The organism is Phormidesmis priestleyi ULC007, assembly GCF_003003695.1.
GTDB classification, from domain to species: Bacteria; Cyanobacteriota; Cyanobacteriia; order Leptolyngbyales; family Leptolyngbyaceae; genus Phormidesmis_A; species Phormidesmis_A priestleyi_A.
In genome coordinates this window covers 21975-45425 of sequence record NZ_PVWG01000033.1, presented here as the reverse complement: position 1 = coordinate 45425, position 23451 = coordinate 21975, and the positions used below count along the sequence as shown (strand labels likewise).

17 protein-coding genes are annotated in these 23451 nt (G+C 51.0%); 13 read left to right on the top strand and 4 right to left on the bottom strand.

The features are described from left to right. Nucleotides 1-29: 29 nt before the first annotated feature. Entirely contained in the window at nt 30-563 is a 534-nt protein-coding gene (locus C7B65_RS19900; RefSeq protein WP_073074364.1) for a Ycf51 family protein, read from the top strand. Between the two features lie 70 nt (nt 564-633). On the opposite strand, the gene C7B65_RS19895 is transcribed toward C7B65_RS19900, so the two are convergent. Continuing rightward, on the bottom strand, nt 634-861 hold the full coding sequence (locus tag C7B65_RS19895; RefSeq protein ID WP_073074365.1) for a type II toxin-antitoxin system HicA family toxin: 228 nt from the start codon (nt 859-861) through the stop codon (nt 634-636). Then, nucleotides 854-1063: a type II toxin-antitoxin system HicB family antitoxin gene (locus tag C7B65_RS19890; protein ID WP_073074366.1), complete on the bottom strand. Its 210-nt coding sequence runs from the start codon at nt 1061-1063 to the stop codon at nt 854-856. Before C7B65_RS19890 ends, C7B65_RS19895 begins: the two co-directional genes overlap by 8 nt. Nucleotides 1064-1354: 291 nt before the next feature. On the opposite strand from C7B65_RS19890, the gene C7B65_RS19885 reads away from it, so the two are divergent. After that, nucleotides 1355-1915 (top strand): hypothetical protein, encoded by a 561-nt coding sequence (locus C7B65_RS19885; protein ID WP_073074367.1) that lies wholly within the window; start codon nt 1355-1357, stop codon nt 1913-1915. Here the strand turns inward: C7B65_RS19885 and C7B65_RS19880 are convergent. Beyond that, nucleotides 1887-2588 carry a hypothetical protein gene (locus tag C7B65_RS19880; RefSeq protein ID WP_106254107.1) on the bottom strand — a complete coding sequence of 234 codons (702 nt, stop codon included), beginning with the start codon at nt 2586-2588 and terminating at the stop codon, nt 1887-1889. The two genes, C7B65_RS19885 and C7B65_RS19880, sit on opposite strands and share 29 nt — an antisense overlap. A 173-nt stretch (nt 2589-2761) precedes the next feature. Between C7B65_RS19880 and C7B65_RS19875 the strand changes: the two genes are divergently transcribed. The 5 genes from C7B65_RS19875 (at nt 2762) to C7B65_RS19855 (ending at nt 6933) form a co-directional block, all read left to right on the top strand. After that, nucleotides 2762-4027 (top strand): FGGY-family carbohydrate kinase, encoded by a 1266-nt coding sequence (locus C7B65_RS19875; protein ID WP_073074370.1) that lies wholly within the window; start codon nt 2762-2764, stop codon nt 4025-4027. Nucleotides 4028-4129: 102 nt separating this feature from the next. Continuing rightward, entirely contained in the window at nt 4130-4555 is a 426-nt protein-coding gene (locus tag C7B65_RS19870; RefSeq protein WP_073074371.1) for a hypothetical protein, read from the top strand. A 24-nt stretch (nt 4556-4579) separates the two neighbouring features. Then, nucleotides 4580-5059, top strand: a complete 480-nt coding sequence (locus C7B65_RS19865; protein WP_073074372.1) for a hypothetical protein — start codon at nt 4580-4582, stop codon at nt 5057-5059. 67 nt (nt 5060-5126) lie between these two features. Then, nucleotides 5127-6026 (top strand): aldo/keto reductase, encoded by a 900-nt coding sequence (locus C7B65_RS19860; RefSeq protein ID WP_083583132.1) that lies wholly within the window; start codon nt 5127-5129, stop codon nt 6024-6026. An 82-nt stretch (nt 6027-6108) separates the two neighbouring features. Further along, complete coding sequence (locus C7B65_RS19855) at nt 6109-6933, top strand: Npun_R2479 family HD domain-containing metalloprotein (protein ID WP_073074373.1); 825 nt, start codon at nt 6109-6111, stop codon at nt 6931-6933. A 240-nt stretch (nt 6934-7173) separates the two neighbouring features. Here C7B65_RS19855 and pcrA read toward each other — a convergent pair whose 3' ends face one another. After that, nucleotides 7174-9513, bottom strand: coding sequence for a DNA helicase PcrA (pcrA, locus tag C7B65_RS19850; RefSeq protein WP_073074374.1), 2340 nt, complete (start codon nt 9511-9513; stop codon nt 7174-7176). 621 nt (nt 9514-10134) lie between these two features. On the opposite strand from pcrA, the gene C7B65_RS19845 reads away from it, so the two are divergent. The 6 genes from C7B65_RS19845 (at nt 10135) to C7B65_RS19820 (ending at nt 23440) form a co-directional block, all read left to right on the top strand. After that, nucleotides 10135-11127, top strand: coding sequence for a DUF7507 domain-containing protein (locus tag C7B65_RS19845; RefSeq protein WP_073074396.1), 993 nt, complete (start codon nt 10135-10137; stop codon nt 11125-11127). Next, nucleotides 11127-14732, top strand: a complete 3606-nt coding sequence (locus tag C7B65_RS19840) for a hypothetical protein (protein WP_073074375.1) — start codon at nt 11127-11129, stop codon at nt 14730-14732. The genes C7B65_RS19845 and C7B65_RS19840 overlap by 1 nt, the downstream gene beginning before the upstream one ends. Nucleotides 14733-14764: 32 nt before the next feature. After that, nucleotides 14765-16852: an OmpA family protein gene (locus C7B65_RS19835; protein ID WP_223257455.1), complete on the top strand. Its 2088-nt coding sequence runs from the start codon at nt 14765-14767 to the stop codon at nt 16850-16852. Between the two features lie 56 nt (nt 16853-16908). Further along, the gene (locus C7B65_RS19830) at nt 16909-20571 is read left to right on the top strand and encodes an SdrD B-like domain-containing protein (protein WP_073074377.1); all 3663 of its coding nucleotides are present in this window, start codon (nt 16909-16911) and stop codon (nt 20569-20571) included. Nucleotides 20572-20719: 148 nt separating this feature from the next. After that, complete coding sequence (locus C7B65_RS19825; protein ID WP_073074378.1) at nt 20720-22657, top strand: L-type lectin family protein; 1938 nt, start codon at nt 20720-20722, stop codon at nt 22655-22657. Nucleotides 22658-22843: 186 nt separating this feature from the next. Beyond that, nucleotides 22844-23440 carry a pseudouridine synthase gene (locus tag C7B65_RS19820; protein WP_073074379.1) on the top strand — a complete coding sequence of 199 codons (597 nt, stop codon included), beginning with the start codon at nt 22844-22846 and terminating at the stop codon, nt 23438-23440. The last annotated feature ends 11 nt before the right edge of the window (nt 23441-23451 follow it).

The window sequence follows — 23451 nt, the reverse complement described above, 5'->3', positions numbered from 1 at the left end:
TATTCACCTCATTCAAAAATTTTGCCTCCATGTTTGAACCTGCACAACTTTTAACCGATGCCCAATGGTCAGGAATTCTGACGATCGTGGTGGCAATTCTAGCGGTGCTGGGGTTTGTCTTAAAGTGGGGAATTCGCTTTCGTTTAGTCGGCATTACTGGATTTATGGCAGTTTTGACGGCAGGCATTTTTGCCCTAAGTTTGTCAATCTACACCCGCCCCAACATCCCTGGCGCACTCCACTACTCCAGAATTTTCGATACGGCTTCTTCTCAAGTCGTGATTGTGGTGCCGCCAACTGTGACCGAACCGCAAGTCGAAGCAACACTGCGTCAGGCGGCGATCGATCTTTATTCTCCAGGTCGCATGACTCAGGGAGAACCTCGCCTCACGATTCGACTGCGAACTAATGTGCATCCAGAACCCGGTGTTTCTGAGCCGCTCTATCTCGGTGAAATTCAGCGATCGCTTGCCGTTCGCGAAGATGCCAATGAGACGGTTCAACTTTATCGCGATAATCTTGCGAAGCTGGCTCGATCAACGGCTAAAGAGGGTCAAGGCTGAGGTAGTCGAGGTGAGATTTGATCAGCGTGTATTAGCCAGTGGGCAGAATTAAGCGTAGTACCATTGAACCTCACAGACGCTCAATGAACTCCTCGACTGAGACTTGTGCTTGCTTGAGAATGCCGCCCAACGTACCAACCTTCAATTCTCGATGCACAGGGACAACGCAACCAATTTCGCCTGCTTCGGTTTCCTTCTTCATCACAACATGGCTGCCCGTTTGACGAACTGGCTCGAACCCTAAATGCTCAAGTGCCCGGATTGCTTCTCTGCTTGAGATGCGCGGCATTCTAGGCATAGCTGACTTCAATACTAGTTACAAATCTGGGAGATGTTTCAGGCAGAGGAAATTCTTCTAGATAGAGCCGTGTTGCTTCTTTCAAACCTGCAAGTGCTTGCTCAATTGTCTCCCCCTGGTCAACCGTCCCAACTTCTGGACATTCAGCAACATACATATCGTCTTCTTTATAGACGATCGCTGTAAAAGTGTGAACTTTCATAAGTCAACCTAAACATTACTTGCTAGTCAAAATAATAACCCTCTTGCTTGCTGAAGGGGCAGAACTGAGATTTTCAGTCCGAAGCGCTTCAGTTAGGTAATTTCTGCTGGAGCCAAAGTATTGTAACCAAACCGTTAAAGTTTACTTTTTTACAGTTCTTATGTACTATAAACGAAGTAATACACAGTAAAGCCCTCTAGGCATCTACAAAAGCTGACTTTTTGCACAGGTTAATTATCCTGATTAACTCGGCTGTCTTTGTAAAAGAAGATACTGAGTGAGAATTTTGCAATGACCTTAAAAGAGATACTTGATAGCCTAAAGAAATTCATTGGAGATGCCGTGAGAAGCCTTGACCCATCTCAATATAGTAAGGAAGACTGTGAGACTGAGCTAGAAGAAATACGCTCGGCGTTGTCTAATGGTATCGAAGATACACAGAAGGAATATCGTCGTCTAGTGCATAAATTCTACACAGCTCATAAGCCTTTTCGCACTGGCGATACTCAGAAGGATTTGGCTGAGTATCGCAAACTGCTTGTCCATTCTTTAGCTGCTGGAGATGTGATTCTATTTTCCCTTTCCCGATCTTCAGCAGCTTTAGACGACGGAGATAGATGTTTACTTGACACATGGGGAGTTGAATTTCCTCACAATACCCCTGATGCTCTTGCTAAAGGTTCCTTAGAATATTATTTCAAAATGTTCAGTTTTTTGTGCCAAGATCAAGAGTGGCAGCACTTTAGGAATAAGTACAATTTGCCAGACGGGGCAAAAGTATATTATGAGTATCTAGCGAAGAAAATGGCTATCGCTCTTAAGGTTACTGTTTCCGCTCAAAGCGTTCCATGAGTTCACGCTCGAAAGATGGATCAATTGCATCTAAATCTTCTGCATCTGAAAGCGATCCTTGTACTCTTTGAAGAGTATCTAATGCATCTTGAATCTGTTGAGTTAGAGAGATCATTTGCCGATTGGTCTCTCTAACTTCATTATTAGTGATTTTATCACTCTGAAGTAGTACCTCAACTTGTTCCGCGATTTGGTTCGCTTGACTTTTTAACCTAAATAAGAAAGCTCTTTGCTCTTTGGTTGAATCACGCAATTCGTCCCTACGCATTCTTAACTGCTTCTCAAGCTCACTCTTAGAGCTTTGCAAGTCAGTATTTGTGTTACGCAGTTCCTCATTCTCCACAACATTCTGTCTACCTTGTCTTTGTCTATATTTAATTAAGAGAAAGATAAGTAACCCCATAACCAGAACCGAGCCGAGTGTCAAACACGCTAAAGTGAATCTCTGCTTCTCTGGTATGAAGGGAATAAGGGCAGTGAGTACAACCGGGATAGAAATGAGAATTCCGCCAATTAATCGCTCATCCTCATGAAGAATTGCTGCAAACCCTGTTGCTCCTTTTAGAACAGCTTCAGCATTATTTGATGCTGATTGGGATGGCGGATCAGTTACCGGAGCAGGTGTTCGCTGAGGCTCTTCCGAACCTGTTGGATTTGGTAGTCCCTGAGACATTAATTGGCTCCAAGCTTAAAGATTTCTCTGGGGATAATACTAACATTTCTATATTTGCGTGACTATTAAACAGTAAAAGTACTCGGCTGAGACAATCTGAACTTATCGCAAACAGGAACAGATGATCTTGTGAACTACTGGCAAAACTCGAAGGGCAAGCGGCACAACTGCTTATGAGTCTTTACTTAGGTTTAGATTTTGGGACATCAGGGGCACGATCGCTAGTTCTCGATCGCAGCGGAACTATCCACTTTCAAGCCAATTATCCGTTCACAAATTGTTCATCTGTGGCAGAGTGGCAAACCGCTTTGATGAGTCTAATCGAACAGATTCCTCAACCTTTACGATCGCAGATTTGCGCGATCGCCATTGACGGCACCTCATCCACAGTGCTGCTTTGCAATTCAGATGGGCAACCCGTTGCAGAACCCATTCTCTATAACGATGCTCGTGCGATCGTGGTGTTGGATCAAGTCAGGGCGATCGTTCCCCCAAACCACACTGTTTTAAGCGCGACTTCTAGCTTTGCCAAGCTGATTTGGTCGAGTCAACAGCCCGATTTTTCATCGGTTCGTTACTTTTTGCATCAAGCCGACTGGCTGGCATTTTTGCTACATGGGCAATTAGGCATCAGCGACTATCACAACAGTTTGAAGTTAGGCTATGACGTTGAGCGGCTTTGCTATCCCGATTGGATTGAGGCGCTGCCATTTCGAGATCTGCTGCCTCGCGTTGTTGCGCCAGGAACACCGATCGCAGAGATTGATTCCACGATCGCCGATCAAGTGGGATTGCCGCGCAACTGTATCGTTTGTGCAGGCACTACAGACAGCATTGCCGCATTCCTTGCCAGTGGCGTTAAAACTCCCGGTGAAGCGGTGACTTCTTTAGGGTCTACGCTGGTGCTGAAGTTAGTCAGCCAAACTCGCGTCGAAGATAGTCGCTACGGCATTTATAGTCATCGATTAGGAGACTTGTGGCTCGTCGGTGGCGCTTCTAACACTGGCGGAGCTGTGCTGCGGCATTTTTTTAGCGACGCGGAATTAGCAGATCTCAGTCAACAGATCCCGGTGCATCAAGAGAGTCCGCTCAATTATTACCCACTGCTTAGACCGGGCGATCGCTTTCCCGTGAATGATCCTCATTTGCTGCCTTGGTTAGAGCCACGCCCTGACGATCGAGGTGCGTTTTTACATGGGTTATTAGAGAGCATTGCACGGATTGAAGCGGAGGGCTATCGCTTGTTACAATCCTCTGGCGCAAACGAGTTAAAGCGAGTTTACACCGCAGGCGGAGGAGCCGTTAATCAACCTTGGAGCGTGATTAGAGAACGTCATCTTAAGGTTCCGGTTCGTCGATCGAGGCAAACCGAGGCAGCTTATGGAACCGCTCAGTTGGCAATGCCATCAAGCAATTTGATCCCAAAATTGACCGCTTGATCGTTCGTTTCAAGAGTTTTTCTGCTCATAGAGAGTTCAAGTTCACAGTGGGAATACTGAAAGCGGGCGAGGAGACCCCTTATTTTTAATCGTGTTTTTAGCATGTGGCAAAGGCTAACTAATTCTATTCAAAGTTTGAAAACTTATGGGGATCTAAGTCCTGATCTGCGACTTAGATGTCGGGTCAATCTGGCTCTGCGCGATCGCCCCTATCACCGCTTAGAACGGTGGCATCAAACCTTTTGGCAACCTTTAGAGGTGTCTAGCGAGATTGCAGAATTTGTCTATCAGCAAATGGAATCTTATTCTGGCTTAAAGTTTGCTTATGTGTTGCCGAGCGATCGCCTGACTGAAGATCTCAGTTTGCCGCTCGTGTGCTGGTTTGACTGGGAGTCAACGCTCTGCGATGATTTTTACGATCGCTTTGGGGTCGATATCAGCAGCCGCTTTAACGTGTCTCACCTGGCAACGATTCAAGAATTCGTCGTTTTTCTCAATCAACAATCGCGCCTAGTAAACTACTCTTGAAAGAGTGGTTAGTGGTTGTGGTGGATGGATAAGCCATTGGATGTTGAGCAATCTCAAGCGGTTGCCAAACAGATTAAAAGCAAAGGAAAAGCCAGTTTTGACAATGCTCACAGAGCAGCACTCGTCACCGAAGACGCGATTTATGTGCAGGGGTTTTTGGTTTATGAGGGGTCTCCGTTTAAGCCGATCGAGCATGGTTGGTTAGAGGTGAGCGATCACCTGATCGATCCAAACTTTCCCCATCTGAATCGCCGCGCCGATCAGCTTTTTTATTTTCCGGCTCAACGACTCACCCTAAAGCAGCTTAAAAGGGCGATCGAAGACGCTCAAGAAGACTATCCCGAAGACGACTCGCTGCCGATCTATGGCAAGGCTCCTTACGAATATTATGGTGACGTGATGTTGGGCGGAAAGGACTATATAGAAGCGCATCAAGCTGCCGAAGCCAAGTGCAAAGAACTCAACAAACCAAAGTCGAGAAATAGCACGGGTGATGAAATCTAACCTTAGCGTGAAGCGCCGATCGCAATGCTCCGATGAAATGAACGTCAGGCGTTAGAGAGGCAACTTCATGGAAACTCAAGATAGAGTCAGTCAACAACCCGCGATGAGACCTCTGGGGCAGACCTCAATTAGGCTCTCTCCGATCGCTCTCGGCGGGATGCCTTTGTCACTGAGCGGCAGACCCGCAGAATCGCAAGCGATCGCCACCATTCACAAAGCGCTTGATCTAGGCGTTAACTTGATCGACACCTCAGATGCTTATTGCCAAGACGAGTCAGACAAACATCACAACGAGCGGTTGATTCACAAAGCTATTCAGCAATATTCAGGCGACACCAGTCGAGTTTTGGTCGCAACCAAAGGCGGATTGATGCGCCCCAACGGTGCCTGGACTCAGAACGGCAACCCTCAGCATTTGCGAAAAACTATTCGTGAGAGCCATGCAGCGCTGGGTGGACAGGAACCGATCGCGCTTTGGCAATATCACTCTCCTGATCCCAACTATTCGATCGAAGATTCGTTGACTCCGGCGAAAGAAGCGGTTGCCGAAGGGCTGATTCGATTAGTGGGTGTGTCTAACTTTTCGGTTGAGCAAATTAAACGCGCCCGCGAAGTTGTCGAAATCGTTTCGGTGCAAAATCAATACAACCCCTGGCATCGGCAACCAGAATCAGACGGGGTGCTGGAATATTGCCAATCCGAAGGCTTAACGTTTTTGCCGTGGAGTCCATTAGGGGGCAGTCGGCGGGTCAAAGAATTGAGTAAAGTGGGAGCGATCGCCAATCTCGCTGACGAAAAGCAAATCTCAGTCTATGCCCTAGTGTTAGCATGGCTATTAGCAAAGTCTCCCTGCGTTGTGCCGATTCCGGGGGCAACCAAACCTGAGAGCATTGCAGACTCAGTGACGGCGGCTCAGGTAACTTTGACGGATCAAGACGTAGAAGCGATCGATCGGGCAACTCAGTGACGCAGCCCACCCTAAACAATTCGTGGACGTGCTAACCTCTCTTCAATCCCTAATCTGCTGAGAAGCACCGCTCCCTACTGAAATGTTCAACGCCACCGAAATTTTTATCGATGCTTTTGTCGGGCAGCTTCAAGAAGGCTATCACCGCACTTATGGCAACCTAAAAACTAGCTATGCTGACATTTTGGGCTGGGCCGGCAGCATGGCATTAGAGAATATCGCCAATAGCGATGCCCTCTATCACGATGTCGAACACACGATTTTGGTGACGTTAGTCGGGCAAGAGATTTTGCGCGGCAGACACATTCGCGATGGCGGGGTTTCGTGCGAAGACTGGCTGCACTGCATCATTTCGCTCAACTGTCATGATATTGGCTATGTCAAAGGGGTGTGTCGCGACGATCGCGGCGGACTCTATGCGACAGGCGTTAACGACACGATGACCGACCTGCCGCCTGGTGCTAGTGATGCGGGTTTGACTCCTTATCACGTCGATCGGGGCAAACTGTTTATTGAGGAGCGATTTGGGGGACACAAGCTGATCGATGCCGACATTATCAAGCGCAACATCGAACTGACGCGCTTTCCGGTTCCCAATGCTGAAGATCACCGAGACACCATTCACTATCCAGGATTAGTGCGAGCAGCAGATCTGATTGGTCAACTGAGTGACCCGCGCTATTTGAAGAAAATCAACGCCTTGTTTTATGAGTTTGAAGAGACTGGAGTCAACAGAGCACTGGGCTATAACCATCCGGGCGACTTGCGAAAAAACTACCCAAAGTTTTTCTGGGATGGAGTTCACCCTTATATCCAAGACGCTTTGCGCTATTTGAATCTAACCCAACAAGGGCAGCAAATCGTCGCAAACCTTTACGCTAATGTGTTTGTCGTAGAACACGAATAAAATCGCAAATCAGCCCCCGGATTCCCGCCCTACTGTGTACACACAGATTGCTTCAAGTTCGGATTCCTTGGGGATCGCCCCCTAAATCCCCCATTTTGGGGGACTTTGAAACTGGAATCTTAGCTCAAAGTCCCCCACCCGTGGGGGATTTAGGGGGCTTCCCGAATTCACAACCGAAGCAAACCACTTATGTCGAACTGACGTTAAATTATTCCGCTATCCAACAATGCCTTAATTCTATCAATCCACCCGCTGCAAAGGAGTCAATCTAGGGTCAATAATTCGTCGCCCGATATCAGGAAATTTGACCGCTAAACAGGTTTTATTTCCCGAATCGAAGACGTGAGTCACTTCGCCCACCCCAAATCGTTTATCCACAACCAGTTCGCCCACACTCCAATCGGCTTCAACGCTGCTAGTTTGAGGCTGCGATCGTTCTGGTTTAGCAACCGCCGATTTAGTTCTTTGAACAGTCGCCGTAATGTTTGACTCCATCAAATCTTTTGGCATCTCTTTTAGGAATGCCGACGGTTGAGCCATCTCACGGTTGCCATACAAGCGACGTTCGCGAGCATAGGAGATAAACAATCGCTCTTGAGCGCGGGTGATGCCGACATAGCAAAGCCGACGTTCTTCTTCGATCGCCGCCGGGTCATCCAGCGATCGAAAGCTCGGAAACAATCCTTGCTCCAACCCCACCAAAAACACAACCGGAAATTCCAGCCCTTTAGAAGCGTGTAGCGTCATTAAAGAAACTTTGGTGGCTTCTTCGTCTTTGTCATCGAGATCTGAGGCGAGAGATGCCCCCGCAAGAAACGCAATCAGGCTCGTGTCTTCGTTTTCTTCTTCAAATTGCAGAACGGCGTTGTAGAGTTCCTGCACGTTTTGAAACCGTTCTTCGGCTTCGTCAGTGCCTTGAGCTTTCAGGTCTGTTAAATAGCCCGACTCTTCTAAAATGCCTTGCACTAGCTCAGAGGCAGAAACCGCATCCATCTGCGATCGCCACTTCTGAATCATTTGGGCGAAGCTAATCACCCCTTTTGAACTGCGCCCCGCCAAACTTTTAACCGAAGTTTCATCAATTAGAATCTCCCAAAGCGGAATATCTAACTCAACCGAGGCTTTTTGCAGCGCATCGATCGTTGTCTTGCCGACTCCGCGACGGGGAGCGTTAATCACCCGCAGCAAGCTTAAAGTATCGGATGGGTTGGCGATCGCTCTCAGATAACCCAAGACATCTTTGATTTCTTTACGATCGTAGAATCGCAATCCGCCCACGACTTTATAAGGCACACCCCAACGCACGAGCGATTCTTCAAAGGCACGAGACTGAGCATTTGTGCGATAGAGAATCGCAAATTTGCCCCAGTTAAGTTCAGCATTCAGATGCTCTAACGTGCGAATCTGTTGCACCACAAATTCGGCTTCGGCAACCTCGTCGTCAGCACGGTGACAATAAACAGGAGCGCCTTCTCCACGAGTCGGCTTGAGAATTTTATCAATCCGTTCGGTGTTGTTGTCGATCAAATGATTGGCAAGTTGCAGAATGTTTTCGGTCGATCGATAGTTCTCTTCGAGCTTCACCATTGTGCGGGTGTCGTCATCGGGCAGACTATCGCCAAAGTCTTGCTGGAAGCCCATCAAAATCTTGAAATCTGCCATCCGAAACGAGTAGATCGACTGATCGGCATCCCCGACGACGAAGACCGATCGATAGTCCCATTCGTTAAACAACTCGGCTGATTCACCGTTGGTTACGAGCAGTCGCAGCAGATCATATTGAGTGCGATTGGTGTCTTGATATTCGTCTACTAAGATGTGGCGAAAGCGTTTGTGCCAATAGGCTCGAATCTGTTCATTTTGACGAAATAGCTGCACAGGTAGCCAGATTAAATCATCGAAGTCTACTGCATTATTTTCAGCTAATTTATCTTGATACATACTATAGACATTTGCAATCACTCTGCCTCTAAAGTTAGGTTGCTCTTGTTCTAAATCTCGTGGCGACCAACCTTTGTTTTTAGCGTTACTGATGGCATAACGAACCGATCGCGGCTCAAATTTTTTGTCGTCTAAATTCAGTTTATTAATGATGATGTCTTTGACTAAACTCTGAGCATCTGACTCATCAAAAATCGAGAAGTTCTTCGTCCATTTGCGTCCCTTTTCGTCCTGAAACTTCTCGATATCAAAGCGCAAAATACGACAGCAAAGGGCATGAAACGTGCCAATCCACAGATCTTTGATGATGGTTTTGTAGACCTTCGATCGGATGCTCGTTTGCTGCTGATTTGTCAACTCTAATAAAGGTTTGCCAAATTCGCTGTGGGCTTGACGATCGGCAAATAGCTTCTCGATCCGCTCTTTCATTTCTTTGGCGGCTTTATTGGTAAACGTCACCGCTAAAATGCTTTCTGGATCGACGCGATGAGTCAGCACCAGGTTAGCAATCCGATAAGTGAGGGCGCGGGTTTTGCCAGAGCCTGCCCCCGCAATCACTAAAAGCGGCCCACAAAAATGCTCGACGGCTTGCCGTTGCGAAGAGTTGAGGTGGCTGAGAAATTCGGTGCTTTGCGTCATGGCGGGTGGAGGGTGGAACAGAAAAGCGCCTCCATGACCAGGTTATCGTATCTGGAGGGGAAGATTGAAGACTGAATGAGATCTCGCCTCATCAAGTAGCTGTCTCAAAATCCACTCCAGCTTTAAGTAGCTACTTAAAAATCGTAACCAGCACAGGTCTAACGTTGAGGATGAAGCAGGCTGAATATGAGCAGAGAAACTAGCCAATTTTATGGTAGATTCGCAAATTTGGGTGACAAATCTTGCTTCTCCACGACGATTTGCACAAACCGAAATTGGCTCACCAGAGTCAGTCAAATCTTTAGTAGTATTTCTTACATCGGCTTCTAGTAGCGCTTAGAACCCTAATTTTTATTACACGAACCTCTAGGGATAGGAGGAATTCTCTTTAGTTAATAGGAAATTTGTTCGTTTTTACGAAAACAAATATAAATTTATTATAAACAGTTAAAAAATTCCTTGAAGTTACCGTATCATCTGTTCAACCTATTAATTGAGGCGAGAAAGAATATTGACTTGTAAATAATTTTATGCATCAGAAATTCAGTTTCACTTGTGAACTGATGAACTGATCAGCGTACATCTACTGAGACGGTAAAAATTAGTGTGGTGGTGTTTTTGATGAATTTCCCGACAAAGCCGTTGGGGAGTGGACTCCTGCGTCTTCTACTAGTGCTTCTGTTTACAGGAGGCTTAAAGGGTCGGATTTTGCCTGCCAATAGTCAGACCGCGACTGATGTGGTTAATACAGCGACTGGCAACTTTCGCCCTGCGGCTGATCCCACTACTCCTGTTCAGGGTGTCACTTCTAACCCAACTTCTGTGACTGCAACGGTGGCAGGTCGCCCCGGTTTAGAACTCGTGAAAACAGGCGATCGAGCTGCCGCCGAACCCGGCGACACCGTGATCTATCGACTGGTCATTCGCAATACAGGTTCCGCAACAGCCTCGAATATTACGGTTCGTGATACGTTACCCCTCGGACTTCAATTCATCTCAAAATCTCAAAAGGCTTCACTGACAACGGGTGGCACCACTAGCGATGTCAGCAGCACCCTGGCTCGACCTACGGTGAACCGATCGGTGATCACCTTCAACTTCCCCGGAACCCTAGCACCTCAGCAAACCTTGACGCTGGTCTACGCCGCCGTTCTCTCCCCTGACGCGATTCGCGGTACGGGACGCAACCTCGCCGTTGCCCAAGGAACTAGCCCGCTAGGGCCGTTAACGAGCAACACTGCCAGCCACTTATTGAGAATTCGCAACGGAATTTTATCGGATTGCGGCACCATCTTGGGTCGGGTGTTTGTCGATAAGAACTTTGACGGCGAACAGCAAAAAGGAGAACCGGGCGTTCCCAATGCCGTGATCTTTATGGATGACGGTAATCGCATCACCACTGATGCAAACGGCTTATACTCGCTGCAATTTGTAATCGCAGGCTACCGCAATGGCACCCTCGACCTGACAAGTTTACCGGGGTATACCTTAGCGCCAAACCGTTATCGCATTGAAAACAATAGCCAATCACGGCTCGTCAAAGTCGCTCCGGGCGGTCTGGTCAGAATGAATTTTGCAGTGACACCAACCTTTGGGGAGGGACGACGCAAGTGATGCACTACCTCTCATCAGTTAAATTTGGGCTGAGTTTAATTACCTCTACCTTTGGAGCGATTACGCTTGCCTCAGTCAGTCGAGCCGTTGAGTTACCTCCTGCGTCTGAAGCGCTGGCAGCCGTTAGCACAATCGGCAACTCCACAGAAACCGCGCCTCTGCTACCCAATTCTTTAGACCTCGCGGCGACCCTCAATCTGACTCCTGTTAAGCCATCAGCCAAAAATTCTCAAACCGCACAGGTTCCAGAGCCGACCCCACGAGAGCAAACGCCGAGTCCGCGAGATGTCGCACCGATCGCGCCTCCGGCAAGTCCGCAAGCCCCTGCTTCGACTCCAACTCCACCTGGCGGATCGGTTGCACCTGTCGCTAATCCGACTTCGACAAAAGCGCCGATCGTTCGCGTCGAACTGATTCCCGCATCCACGTCTCGCGTTCCCGCCGATGGTCGCTCAACCGTCACCCTTTCTGGACAGATTGTGGATGAAAGCGGCGCTCCGGTAAACGTGGATGCAACGGTGACGTTGACCAGCAGTGCGGGTAAGTTTATTGGCGCAGATGCCGACACCGATCGGGCTGGGTTCCAAGTCATGGCTCGACAGGGGCGGTTTTCGGTCGAGTTGCAGTCTACGCTAGAGCCGAAGAAAGTGCGAGTTCGGGCGGCGATCGACGAGCCGAAAAAAGATCTGAAGTTGACAGAGCCTCCTTTCGCGTTTCCGACCACCTTGCCAGGACAGTCTGATTCTGAAAATCTGGAAGCTTACACCGACGTTGAGTTCATCACAAATCTGCGTCCGTCTCTGGTGTCAGGGGTAATTAATGTTCGCATTGGGGCAGGCGGAACCGACTTCTATAGCCGATATCGAGATTTTCTGCCGCCTGGAGTAGACGGGACTCGATTTGATGTCAGCACCGCTATTTTTGCCACAGGCAAAGTAGGCGACTGGCTGTTTACAGGGGCTTTTAACAATCAACGTCCGCTCAACGAAACCTGCGACGGCACGACGCGACTATTTCGCGATCTTCAGTTCTGCGACCAAAACTATCCAACTTATGGCGATAGCTCGACCGTTGATTATTTAACGCCTTCGATCGATAGCGTCTACTTCAAACTTGAGCAGACAGCACCCGGAGGCGGACAAAACTACGCCATGTGGGGCGACTATCGCACCGAGGAGTTTGCCACCGCATCGCAATATTTTACGGCGACGACTCGTCAACTGCACGGGTTTAAAGCCAACTATAACTTCGGCGATCTGCAAGCCACCTTAGCTTATGGCAATAATCTGGACGGCTTTCAGCGAGATACGATCGCCGCAAACGGCACGAGTGGTTATTACTTCTTGTCACGGCGGTTGCTGATCGGCGGTAGTGAAAACGTGTTTATCGAGACGGAAGAAATCAACCGTCCGGGTAGCGTTGTTGAGCGAGTGCCGCTTTATCGCATTAAGGATTATGAGATTGACTACGATCGCGGCTCGATCATCTTCCGCCGTCCGATTCAAGCGACTGAGTTTGATTTGTTTGGGCGGGTGCTAGTGCGGCGCATCGTCGTCACTTATGAATATGAAGGCATCGGCACAGGTGGCACTGACCTCTACGCGGGGCGACTGCAATATAACTTCTCTCGCGAAGCCAAGCGAGAAAGCTGGGCAGGGTTGAGCTATCTGAGAGAAGACAAGGGCAGCCAAGACTTTGAGCTATTTGGAGTCGATGCACTGTACTCGTTTGGCAAAGATGGACAGATTGTGGCGGAATATGCCCGATCGAACAACGCCAATCCTTTTTCAGATAAGGTTTCGGGTTCTGCCTATCGAGTCGAAGCCAAAGCAACCCTAGCTCCGGGTTTGTTAACACGAGCCTATTATCGATCGACCGACGAGAATTTCTCAAACAACGCCACGTTTAGCTTTACGCCGGGGCAAACCCGCTTTGGGGCAAACGTCGCAGCAAAAGTGGGAGAAAACACTCAGTTTCGGGCACAGATCGATCGCGAAGTTAATTTCGGGATTGCTTCGGTCAACACGATCGGCTTGGTTGATGCGTTTGACCTCAGCACCAACGTTTTCTGTACGACTCCCGGTGTGTCACCCTGCGGACAGGAACCGCTGCGGGCAGGTCGCGTTGACAACAGCCTGACCACGATCAGCGCGGGGGTCGAGCAGAAATTTGGCATCGTTACCGCTAGTTTAGATTGGGTTAACCGCAGTCGTGAAGATCGCGTTACCAACAATCTCGACGGTGACAGCAACCAACTGGTTTCGCGGTTATCGGTGCCGTTTAACGATCGCCTCACCTTTCGCGCTCAAAACGAACTTAGTTTAGGCAGCGACGATTCGCTTTACCCCGATCGCACCACGTTAGGGCTGGATTGGAAAGTCTATCCGGGTGTAACGATGCGACTGGCGCAGCAGTTTCTCTCTGGCGGTCAGTTTTCTAACAACTCGATCACTAGTTTAGAGACACTCGTCGATCAGCGGTTGAGCGACGACACCTCGATCACTGGGCGCTATGCCGTGCTGTCGGGGGTGAATGGAGGCGTAACGGGGCAAGGCGCGATCGGACTCAATCACCGAATTGTGCTGTCGCCCGGTTTGCGAATTAACCTCGGCTACGAGCGGATTTTTGGCGACATCTTTGCCTACACTGGCGCAGGTCAGCAGTTTGCTCAACCTTACGCAGTCGGGCAAAGTTCTGCCTCGCTGGGTGTGACTTCGGGCGATAGCTACAGCGTTGGGGTCGAATACACCGATAACCCAGACTTTAAGGCGAGTGCGCGGTTTGAGCGCCGCAACTCAGACTTAGGTAACAATACCGTCTGGTCAGCCGGAGCCGCTGGAAAGGTTTCTCCTGCTTTGACGGCATTAGTCCGCTTCCAGCAAGCCAACGCCTCTAATCAGTTGCTTACCGGGTTGGGCGACACGTCAAATGTCAAAGTCGGCTTGGCTTACCGCGATCCCAATAGCGATAAGTTCAATATGCTGTTCCGCTATGAATATCGGCAAAATCCTGGAGTGAACCCGACCACGCTGTTGTTTGGCAGCGGCACTGGCTCAAAGGTGCATTTAGGCTCGATCGAAGCGATTTATGCCCCTAACTTTCGCTGGGAATTCTTCGGCAAATATGCCCTGCGAAGCACTCAATCTTACTCAGCGCGAGATTTAGTCGGCACGAACTTCATTTCCTTAAGCCAGCTACGGGCCACTTATCGACTCGGCTACAACTGGGATTTGGGCGGCGAAGTGCGGTGGATCGGACAATCAATCACAGGCTTTAACGAGGTCGGATTTTTGCTCGAAGTGGGCTATTACCTAACGCCCAATCTCAGAGTGGCAGCCGGATATAGCTTTGGAGACATCAACAACGATCGCGACTTTGATGGCAGCCGATCGCAAGGTGGCTTTTATGCAGCCCTCTCCTTCAAGGTGAACGAACTCTTTAATGGCTTTGGCTTGCAAAAAGTTGCGCCGCCGCAACAGCAAGAGTCACAGATTAAACCTACGGCAACACTACCGCCCACGCAGTCACAAATTCCTGGGATCGCACCCGCAGCAACGCTGCAACAAACGCCGACGGCAAACGTGGTTGTGGGAGAAGGACAATGATGAGCAATCGAAGAAAGCAAAAAGGAAACAGGGTGAAGGGCGAACAAAGGCTAATCTCACTGCTGCTGTTAACGGTTTTTGGGTGGTTGCCAATGGCTCCACTACTGGCGCAAGAAGCAGCCTCGGCTCGGCTACGAGTGGTTGTCAATAGTGATCAAGATAGCGTTCAAGCCGATGGCGGGCTGACATTGCGAGAAGCGATCGAGCTAGTCAACGGAACGCTATCGGTCGATCGGCTCAGTGAGGCTGAAAAAGCTCAAGTCTCGGCGGCAACGGGGGAGACTTCAGAAATCGCCTTTCAGCTTCCAACTGGACAAACGGTGATTCGAGTTGCGCGGCAGTTGCCTGATTTAGCCGTCCCGCTGGTGATCGACGGCACGACGCAAACTGGATATGCGGCAGACACTCCCGCGATCGCAGAACTGCCGCTGGCTGCTCCGATCGTCGAACTCACTGCCACTCAAGGCGCATTTGTTCCTCGTGGTTTAACAGTAGTTTCCGATAACGTCACGATTCGCGGTTTAAGCATTTACGGCTTTACTGACGACCATGACGACACAGCAAGAACGCCTCCGGCAGACATCTTTATCGCGCATCGCTTGCCACCTCCCGATGTCAGTCAGCAAGCCATGCCTGCCAGCAACGCGCCTTTTTACGATCGTGACGTTCCTCCTAAAAACGTTCTGATTGAGAACAACTGGCTAGGAATTCGCCCTGATCAAAGTGTTCCGCCGACAACTTCGGCGTTTGGCGTGTCGGTGTTTAACAGCACAGGCACCACGATTCGGCGTAACTGGATTGCGAATCATGATGGCAGCGCGGTGATTACTTCGGTGAGATCGGATAACTTAGTCGTCACCGAAAACGCGATCGTCGGCAACGGCATCGCTGGAATGCCCGACGGCATTCGGCTTGAGGGCAACATCGCTCAAGCGCAAGTGACCGGAAATCTGATTTGCGGCAACGATGGCGCAGGAGTTTACCTGTTTAAGCCTCAAGGCGCGGCTCAGATTCGCGATAACCAAATCACCTATAACGGTCGGCGCTATCGTCGAGCGGCGGTTTACTTAATGGGCAATGACCATCAGGTGACTGGCAACACGATCGCGCATCAAGCCGGCCCTGGCGTAGTTGTGGCTTCCTTCCCGCGCAGCAGTCGCAATGTGATTCAAGACAATCGGTTTTCAGCACTTGAAGGACTCAGCATTGATTTAGTCACTCAGGATAATGTTAGTGTTCACGACTATCAGCGCGGCGACAACATTAACCCCAAGCGCAACTCGCCCAATCGTCGCAAAGACACTGGCAACGAGGCGATCAACGCCCCCGAATTTACTTCTAGAGACTTTATTCTTTCTGGCACTCAAGCCCAACTGACCGGAAAAGCTGACCCCGGCTCACAGGTTGAGATCTATCGCGTCACTGAAGGAGATTTTGCTTACGGCCCGTTAAGTGAACCACTCGGATCGACTTCGGCCGATAGTCAAGGACAGTTCACCCTCACGGCAGATGCTCTTAAGTCAGGAGAACGGGTGACAGCGATCGCTACTGATCCCCGGTATGGCACATCAGAGCCTGCGCGCAACGCTCTAGTCAGAACGGCAGATACGACCACCCCCGTTTTAACACCGACACCGAACGCAGTTCCACGCTGTACTAATCCGCCTGTTGCTCAAGTGCCACCTGTTCCGGTGGTGCCGCAGACGACCCCGATCGTGCTTAAAGTTCCTAAAAACGTTCACTTTGCACTCGATAAAGATTTCATCAGTCCCACGAGTGCCAAAGTACTCGATCGCATTGCTCAAGTCCTCTTAGAAAACCCCAACATTATTGTGGAACTTCAAGGACACACTGACCCCCGTGCGAGTGATGCTTATAACCTCGATTTGGGTAAGCGACGAACAATCTCGACGCGAAACTACCTGATCCGCAAAGGCATTGACCCCGCCCGGATGACGGTGCGATCGTTTGGAGAACGGCAGCGCATTTCTGATGGAGACACCCGCTTAGACTTTGCGCGCGATCGTCGCGTCGAACTGATCTACAAAGATGCCAGAAACATTGAAGTGATTGTTCAGGAAGAAGACCTGCAACTAGAACCCGCAGGAGGTGTGAGGTAGTGCGATCGTTTGTTTCCCATAAGTTAGTGAGTCGTTTCTCTAAAGTTTGGTGCTTATTGGCTAGCAGCACCCTGGCTGTCTTGCTTTGCCCTCCTAACCCGGTAAAAGCTCAAACTGTACTCCCATCCTTCCCAGGACTCAACTTTCAAACGAGTGGGCCGTCTCGCCCTGCCAACGTTGGCGACTGGTATACCACCAACCAAGCGGGTAAAGTAGGGGGCTATCAGCCTCACCAATTTTTTATCAACCTTACCCAGGCTGATATCACCAGCGCTGGAGGCAGTGTCACTATTTCGATTATTGACGCAGGTAGTGGCGGGCCTCGCGATGAGGTGAACGGCGGAACCATTGGCGCTGGCGGCCCTAACATTGATCCAACTCGCTTTCGGCTTCTTGACTCAGCGGGGACAGAGCTTAGTAATCAGACGCTTACGGGTCCCGCAGATATCAGCTTTCCGGCGATCACGGTGCCAGGGGTTTACACGGTCACCAGTGAGACGGGGGCACTTCCTATTTCCGGGGGCACTAACGTCCTCCTCAATAACGACGATAATGGCTTCCTGATCTCGATTCCAGGGGTTTCTAACCTGCTGATCGGTCAGGTGAAAGGCACGTTTCAGCAGGACACAGGCGGAAATATCACGGTTCCGTTTTTCGCACTCATTCCTCCCGGCACCACTAATCTGTTTCTTCGCGACTTTGACCTAGACAGCCCCAACCTCAACCCCACTGTTACGCTTTCCTACACTAGCCCGACGGGCCCTGTCCCTGGTGGAACTATTTCAGGCAACGCGGTTTGGAACAACAATGGTGACCTCAACAATGGCGGTGATAGCATCCCTGTGGCAGGTCTTGCCAATGCAGGAATCTGGACATTAACGCTCAGTAACTACAGCTCAAATAACCAAGCGCTGCTGGAAGCCAACATCGGCACCACACCGGGAAATCGAATTCCCTTGTTCGATCGTCAGCCCACTAGAGCTGGAAACTTCACGATCACGCCCGATACGACTCTTGCAACCACGATCGGCACTGCGGTCGATCACCCGTTTACCGTCACCAACAACTTTTTTACCTCCGATATTATCAATCTAGTAGTCACCGGAACCAACGGCAACTACACGGCGGTCTTACTCGACTCAGCCGGAAACCCGTTGCCTGAAAGTGATGGCAACAATGTACCCGACACCGGGATTCTCACACCGGGGCAAACGCGCAGCTTTATTCTGCGGGTGACCCCCAACGCGGGCGCACCTCCCCAGGATGTCACCCTAATTAACGCGACTTCTTTTCTAGACACCCGCGTTCGTCAACAGTCCAATTCTCCAGCACCGACCCCACAGGTTGTCACCAAAACCACCACGATCACCGCCAATACGGGCACGGGCACGATCGGCGATACGGTCTTCAACGATCTCAATGGCAATGGCATTCAAGATCCCGGAGAAACCGGAGTTACAAGAGTCACCCTCACCCTTTCAGGGACAGACACCAACAACAATCCGGTTAACCAAACCGTCGTAACCAACGCTGCCGGAAATTATCAGTTCACCGCCCTCAATCCAGGAACCTACACCGTCACGGCAACGCCGCCAGCGGGCTTTAGTGGCACCAATACTAACCCGCAAACGGTGACGCTAACCACAGGGCAAAACATTCCTACAGTAGATTTTGGGATTCGGCAGACTCCAGGTGCGATCGGCGATACGGTCTTCAACGATCTCAATGGCAATGGCATTCAAGATCCCGGAGAAACCGGAGTCGCAGGAGCCACTCTCACCCTGAGAAATTCGGCAGGAACCGTCTTAGCAACCCTGGTAACTGATGCCAATGGTAACTACCAGTTTACCAATGTACCACCGGGGAACAACTACACGGTCACGGTCACGCCGCCGTCTGGGTTCTCAAATACGACCCCATTGGTGCAGACGATCGCGACCCTCAATCCTGGTCAAAACGTGCCAACGGTTGACTTTGGGTTAAGACAGCTTCCCGGCACGATCGGAGATTTCGTCTTCAATGATGCCAACAACAACGGCACTCAAGACCCCGGCGAAACCGCTGGAATTGCTGGAGTCACGCTGACGCTCCGAAACCAGGCAGGCGCAGTTGTCGCAACTACGACCACGAACGCAGGCGGAACCTACCAGTTCACCAATGTCACGCCTGGTAACTACACCGTCACCGCTACCGCCCCGGCTGGCTCTAGAGTCACCACGCCTACGCCCCTCTCGGTCACGCTTGGCTCTGGTCAAACCATTGACACCGCAGACTTTGGGGTCTTTGCTCAAACGGGAACGCTGGGCGATCGCGTCTTTAACGACTTTGACGGCAACGGCATTCAAAACGGTACTGAGCCGGGTCTAGCTGGGGTCACCGTCACCTTGACAGGCCCGAATATCGCTACCCAGACTACGACCACCAGTGCAACGGGAACCTACAGCTTTACGGGACTACCCGCTTCAGTCGGTGCGGGCTACACGGTGACGATTAGCACTCTCCCGGCTGGCTTCACGCCAACGACGACTTCCACAGGCGCACCCGCTCCCCCAGGCGCACCGAGTCTGACTCAGACTGTGGTGTTTCCGGCAGGTGCCAACATTGACACCGTAGACTTTGGAGTCAGACAAGCCCCTGCGACGATCGGCAACCTGGTCTTTAATGACCTCAATGGCAATGGCGTGGCTGACCCCGGTGAGCCGCCGCTTCCTAACGTGCCAGTCACGCTGCTCGACCCTCAGGGCAATCCGTTTGCTAGCACTAACACTAACGCAGCAGGGAACTTTACCTTTACCAACGTGCCACCGGGCATTGCGTTTACGGTTATTGCCACACCCCCGGCTGGGTTTACGGGCACCACACCTAATCCACAGCCTGTTCCTGCCTTAACGCCAGGGCAAGTCTTCAACGTCCCGATCGGACTGCGAACTGCACCAGGCACGATCGGAACTCTGGTCTTTAATGACCTGAATGGTAATGGCACCCCTGACCCCGGTGATCCTGGCATTGGGGGAGTCACAGTCACGTTGAGAAACGCCGCAGGAGCCGTCGTCGGCACCACCATCACCGATGCCAACGGCAACTACAGCTTCCAGAATGTGCCGCCCGGAAACTACACCGTGACAGTCACCCCGCCTGGAGGTGCCAATGCCACCACGCCAGTCACCCTTCCGGTGACGCTGGCCCCAAGGCAATCGGTCTTGACTGCTAACTTTGGTTTCGGAATCGGCGGTCAAGGGCTGCGGCTCGTCAAACGCATCACCAATGTGACTCGCAATGGTGCGTCTATTCCTGGATTTGACTTCAACGCCATTCAGGATGACCCCTCAACGCTGAACGATAATGCCCCCGGATGGTCACAAATTCCGCTTCGAGGGCAAATTAGAGTCACAGGAGGCAACCAGATTCGCACCGGAGACGAAATTACCTACACGGTTTACTTCCTATCCGATGGGCCAACCGTGGCATTTGGCACTAACCTCTGTGACCAAATTCCGACGGGCACTGGCTTCTTAGCTAACACCGCGCAGATTCAACGGAACAACACCGCCCCAACTGCGGGAGGCACTCCGTTCTCGCCATTAGCTCCACTGCCTGCTGGAAACGCTTGCCAAAATCAAACCAATCCCAACGGATCGGTGATTTTTGGACTAGGAGACGTTCCTAACACCGCAGGCAACAACTTTGGTTTTGTGCGCTTCCGCGTCCGAATCAATTAACGAAATGGGGTGATGCCACGATCGAGTTAGGACTTGCTGACTGCGACTTGTGGCATTACCTCAACGCTCAACCCGACTCAATTCCTCGTGCTCTATCAATCTGGGCAGCCGACGATCACTTCTGGTTGCTCAAAGGAGATCCTGAATCGTGCAATCTTCCCGACTCGGCTTATCAACTCGACGTTTATGTGAGCTAGTAGGTGGTCTTACTTGCCTCCTGCTGGCAACCCGCCCTACTTCTGTCAGTGCTCAAACCGTTCTCTTTCAAGAAACCTTTAAAGAATCTGCCACGATCTCGCCCTTTATTTCGGGGGGATCGGGCTTAGGGGTGGGCGGTCTTCCTTGCTTGACGGCAACTCCACCAGTAAGCGGGTCTACAATCCCAAACTGTTCATCAGGCAACCTCGATCCGAATGGTTCGGGAGCGCTGCGGTTAACCACCAATGACCCAAATCAGCGAGGGTTTGTCATTTATAACCAGCCCATTCCATCGCAGTTTGGACTGTCTATTTCGTTTGATTTTTTCGCCTACAACGGCACGGGTGCCGATGGGCTGACGTTCTTTTTGATCAATGCCAATGCCAACCCGACGCGGGCAGGATCGTTTGGGGGATCACTGGGCTACGCTCAACGCATTAATACGATCGTGCCCACTGAGCCAGTCAATCAGCCGGGTCTATTGGGGGGATATGTAGGAATCGGGTTCGACGAGTTTGGCAATTTTGCCAATGACACCGAAGGGCGAGGCAGCGGCAGCGACCCGACCTGTACGCCGTCTCCGTTTGGTAGCCGACTGATTCCAGATTCGGTGACGGTGCGCGGGGCGGGCAGTGGGCAGACAGGCTATTGCTATATTTCTAACTCAGGAACCCTAGCAGCAGGAATCGACAATAGCACGGCAACAACTCGAACTGTCGCCCGCAGAACTGCCCGCATCACACTAACACCGGGGGCAGCGCCGACGATTCGAGTCGAGGTAGATTTTGGCTCTGGGTTTCAAACCGTGGTCGCGGCCTTGCCTGCGCCATCAGGGTTTCCAGACGCATTTAAGTTTGGTTTTGCGGCTTCGACTGGCAACCAAAATAACGTTCACGAGGTTCAAAATCTGGTGGTGCAATCGCTGATCCCGGCACCACAGCCTCGATTGGGAATTGCAAAACAGGTGGGGGTTCCGGTCGATAACAACGATGGCACTTTCACGATCCCTTACTTGGTCACGGTGCAAAATAGTAGTGTGGTCGATTTAACCGCTGTGCAGGTGGCAGACGACCTGTCATCGACCTTTACCGGAGCCGTAGCTTTTACGATCGTTCCTGGCTCGGTCACCAGTCCGCGATTGCAGGTGAACCCGAATTTCAACGGACGTAGCGACGTGAATTTGTTAGCGGGCACTGACCGTCTTGGAGCAGGAGAAACCGCAACGGTGAGCTTCAACGTTCTGCTGACTCCGGGCGGCAAACAAGGGACTTATTTCAACACCGCGATCGGGACGGCGCGAGACCCTGGAGGCAACCCGCTTAGAGACACTTCGACCAGTGGGGTGACCCCTGATGCCAACGGCAACGGCATTCCTGACGATGACAACACGCCAACCCCGATCGACTTGGCGACTCAATTTCGACTGGTGAAGCGGATTACGGCGACGACTCGCGGAGGTGTGCAGACTCGGTTTGATCGATTTGTAGACGACCCAAATGACTTAAACGACACGGCTCCTGGCTGGTCGCAGCTTTCTCCGGTCGGCGTTATCAGTGGCGATCGCGCCAACCCGCTGCAAAGTGGCGATGAGATTGAATACACGATTTACTATCTGTCAGATGGCACTCAGCCTTTGTTTGGTGCCAGCATTTGTGACGCAGTGCCGACTAACACGACGTTTGTCAGAGAGAGTCAGGCGATCCGATCGGGAAGTGCCCAACCCGCACCCGGAGGCGTTTTCTTTTCGCCGCTGGCCCCGTTGCCCCCAAATAACGCCTGCACCGATCGGCGGAATTTGAACGGGTCAGCGATTTTTGACTTAGGGACAGTTCCAAACACCCCGGCTAATAATGTGGGCTTTGCTCGGTTCCGCGTCAGAATTGATTAACGTGAATTCGACGACTTCGTTACTAGTCCATCGCGCCCCCTAAATCCCCCAAAATTGGGGGACTTTAAGCTAAAATTTCCGGTTCAAAGTCCCCCAAAATGGGGGATTTAGGGGGCAGAAGCCGCTCTTGACGAAGCGAAAAAACTCGTCGAACTGACGTTTGATTAGGGAATGCTGCCGTGATTTATGCCCCATCGCTATCTACTGTTCTACAAACCCTTTGACGTTCTCAGTCAGTTTACTGACAGCAGCCAGCCGCCGCGACAGACGTTAAAAGATTATGTGCCAGTCCGATCGGTCTACCCCGTCGGTCGGCTAGATCAGGATAGCGAGGGGCTAATGCTGCTGACCAATCACGGCGCGCTTCAGCATCGGTTAAGTGACCCCAAGTTTCAGCATCCCCGCACTTATTGGGTTCAAGTTGAGCGCATTCCTGACGAGGCAGACTTAGAGCCGTTACGTCAAGGCATTCAGATTCAGGATTATCGCACCCGTCCTGCTGACGTTTTATTACTCAAGCAGGAGCCTGACTTGCCGCCCCGTAATCCGCCGATTCGCGATCGTAAAGCGATTCCAACCTGCTGGTTAGCGATCACCCTGACTGAAGGGCACAACCGCCAAATTAGACGCATGACCGCCGCGATCGGGTTTCCGACGCTGAGACTGGTCAGGGTAGCGATTTCTCACCTCCGTCTGGAAGGGCTGCAACCCGGCGACTGGCGTGATTTGACAGCAGCAGAATTAGCTCCGTTGCTGTCTGAACTGCGACGCTCAAAGCCTTGAATGAGTGGATT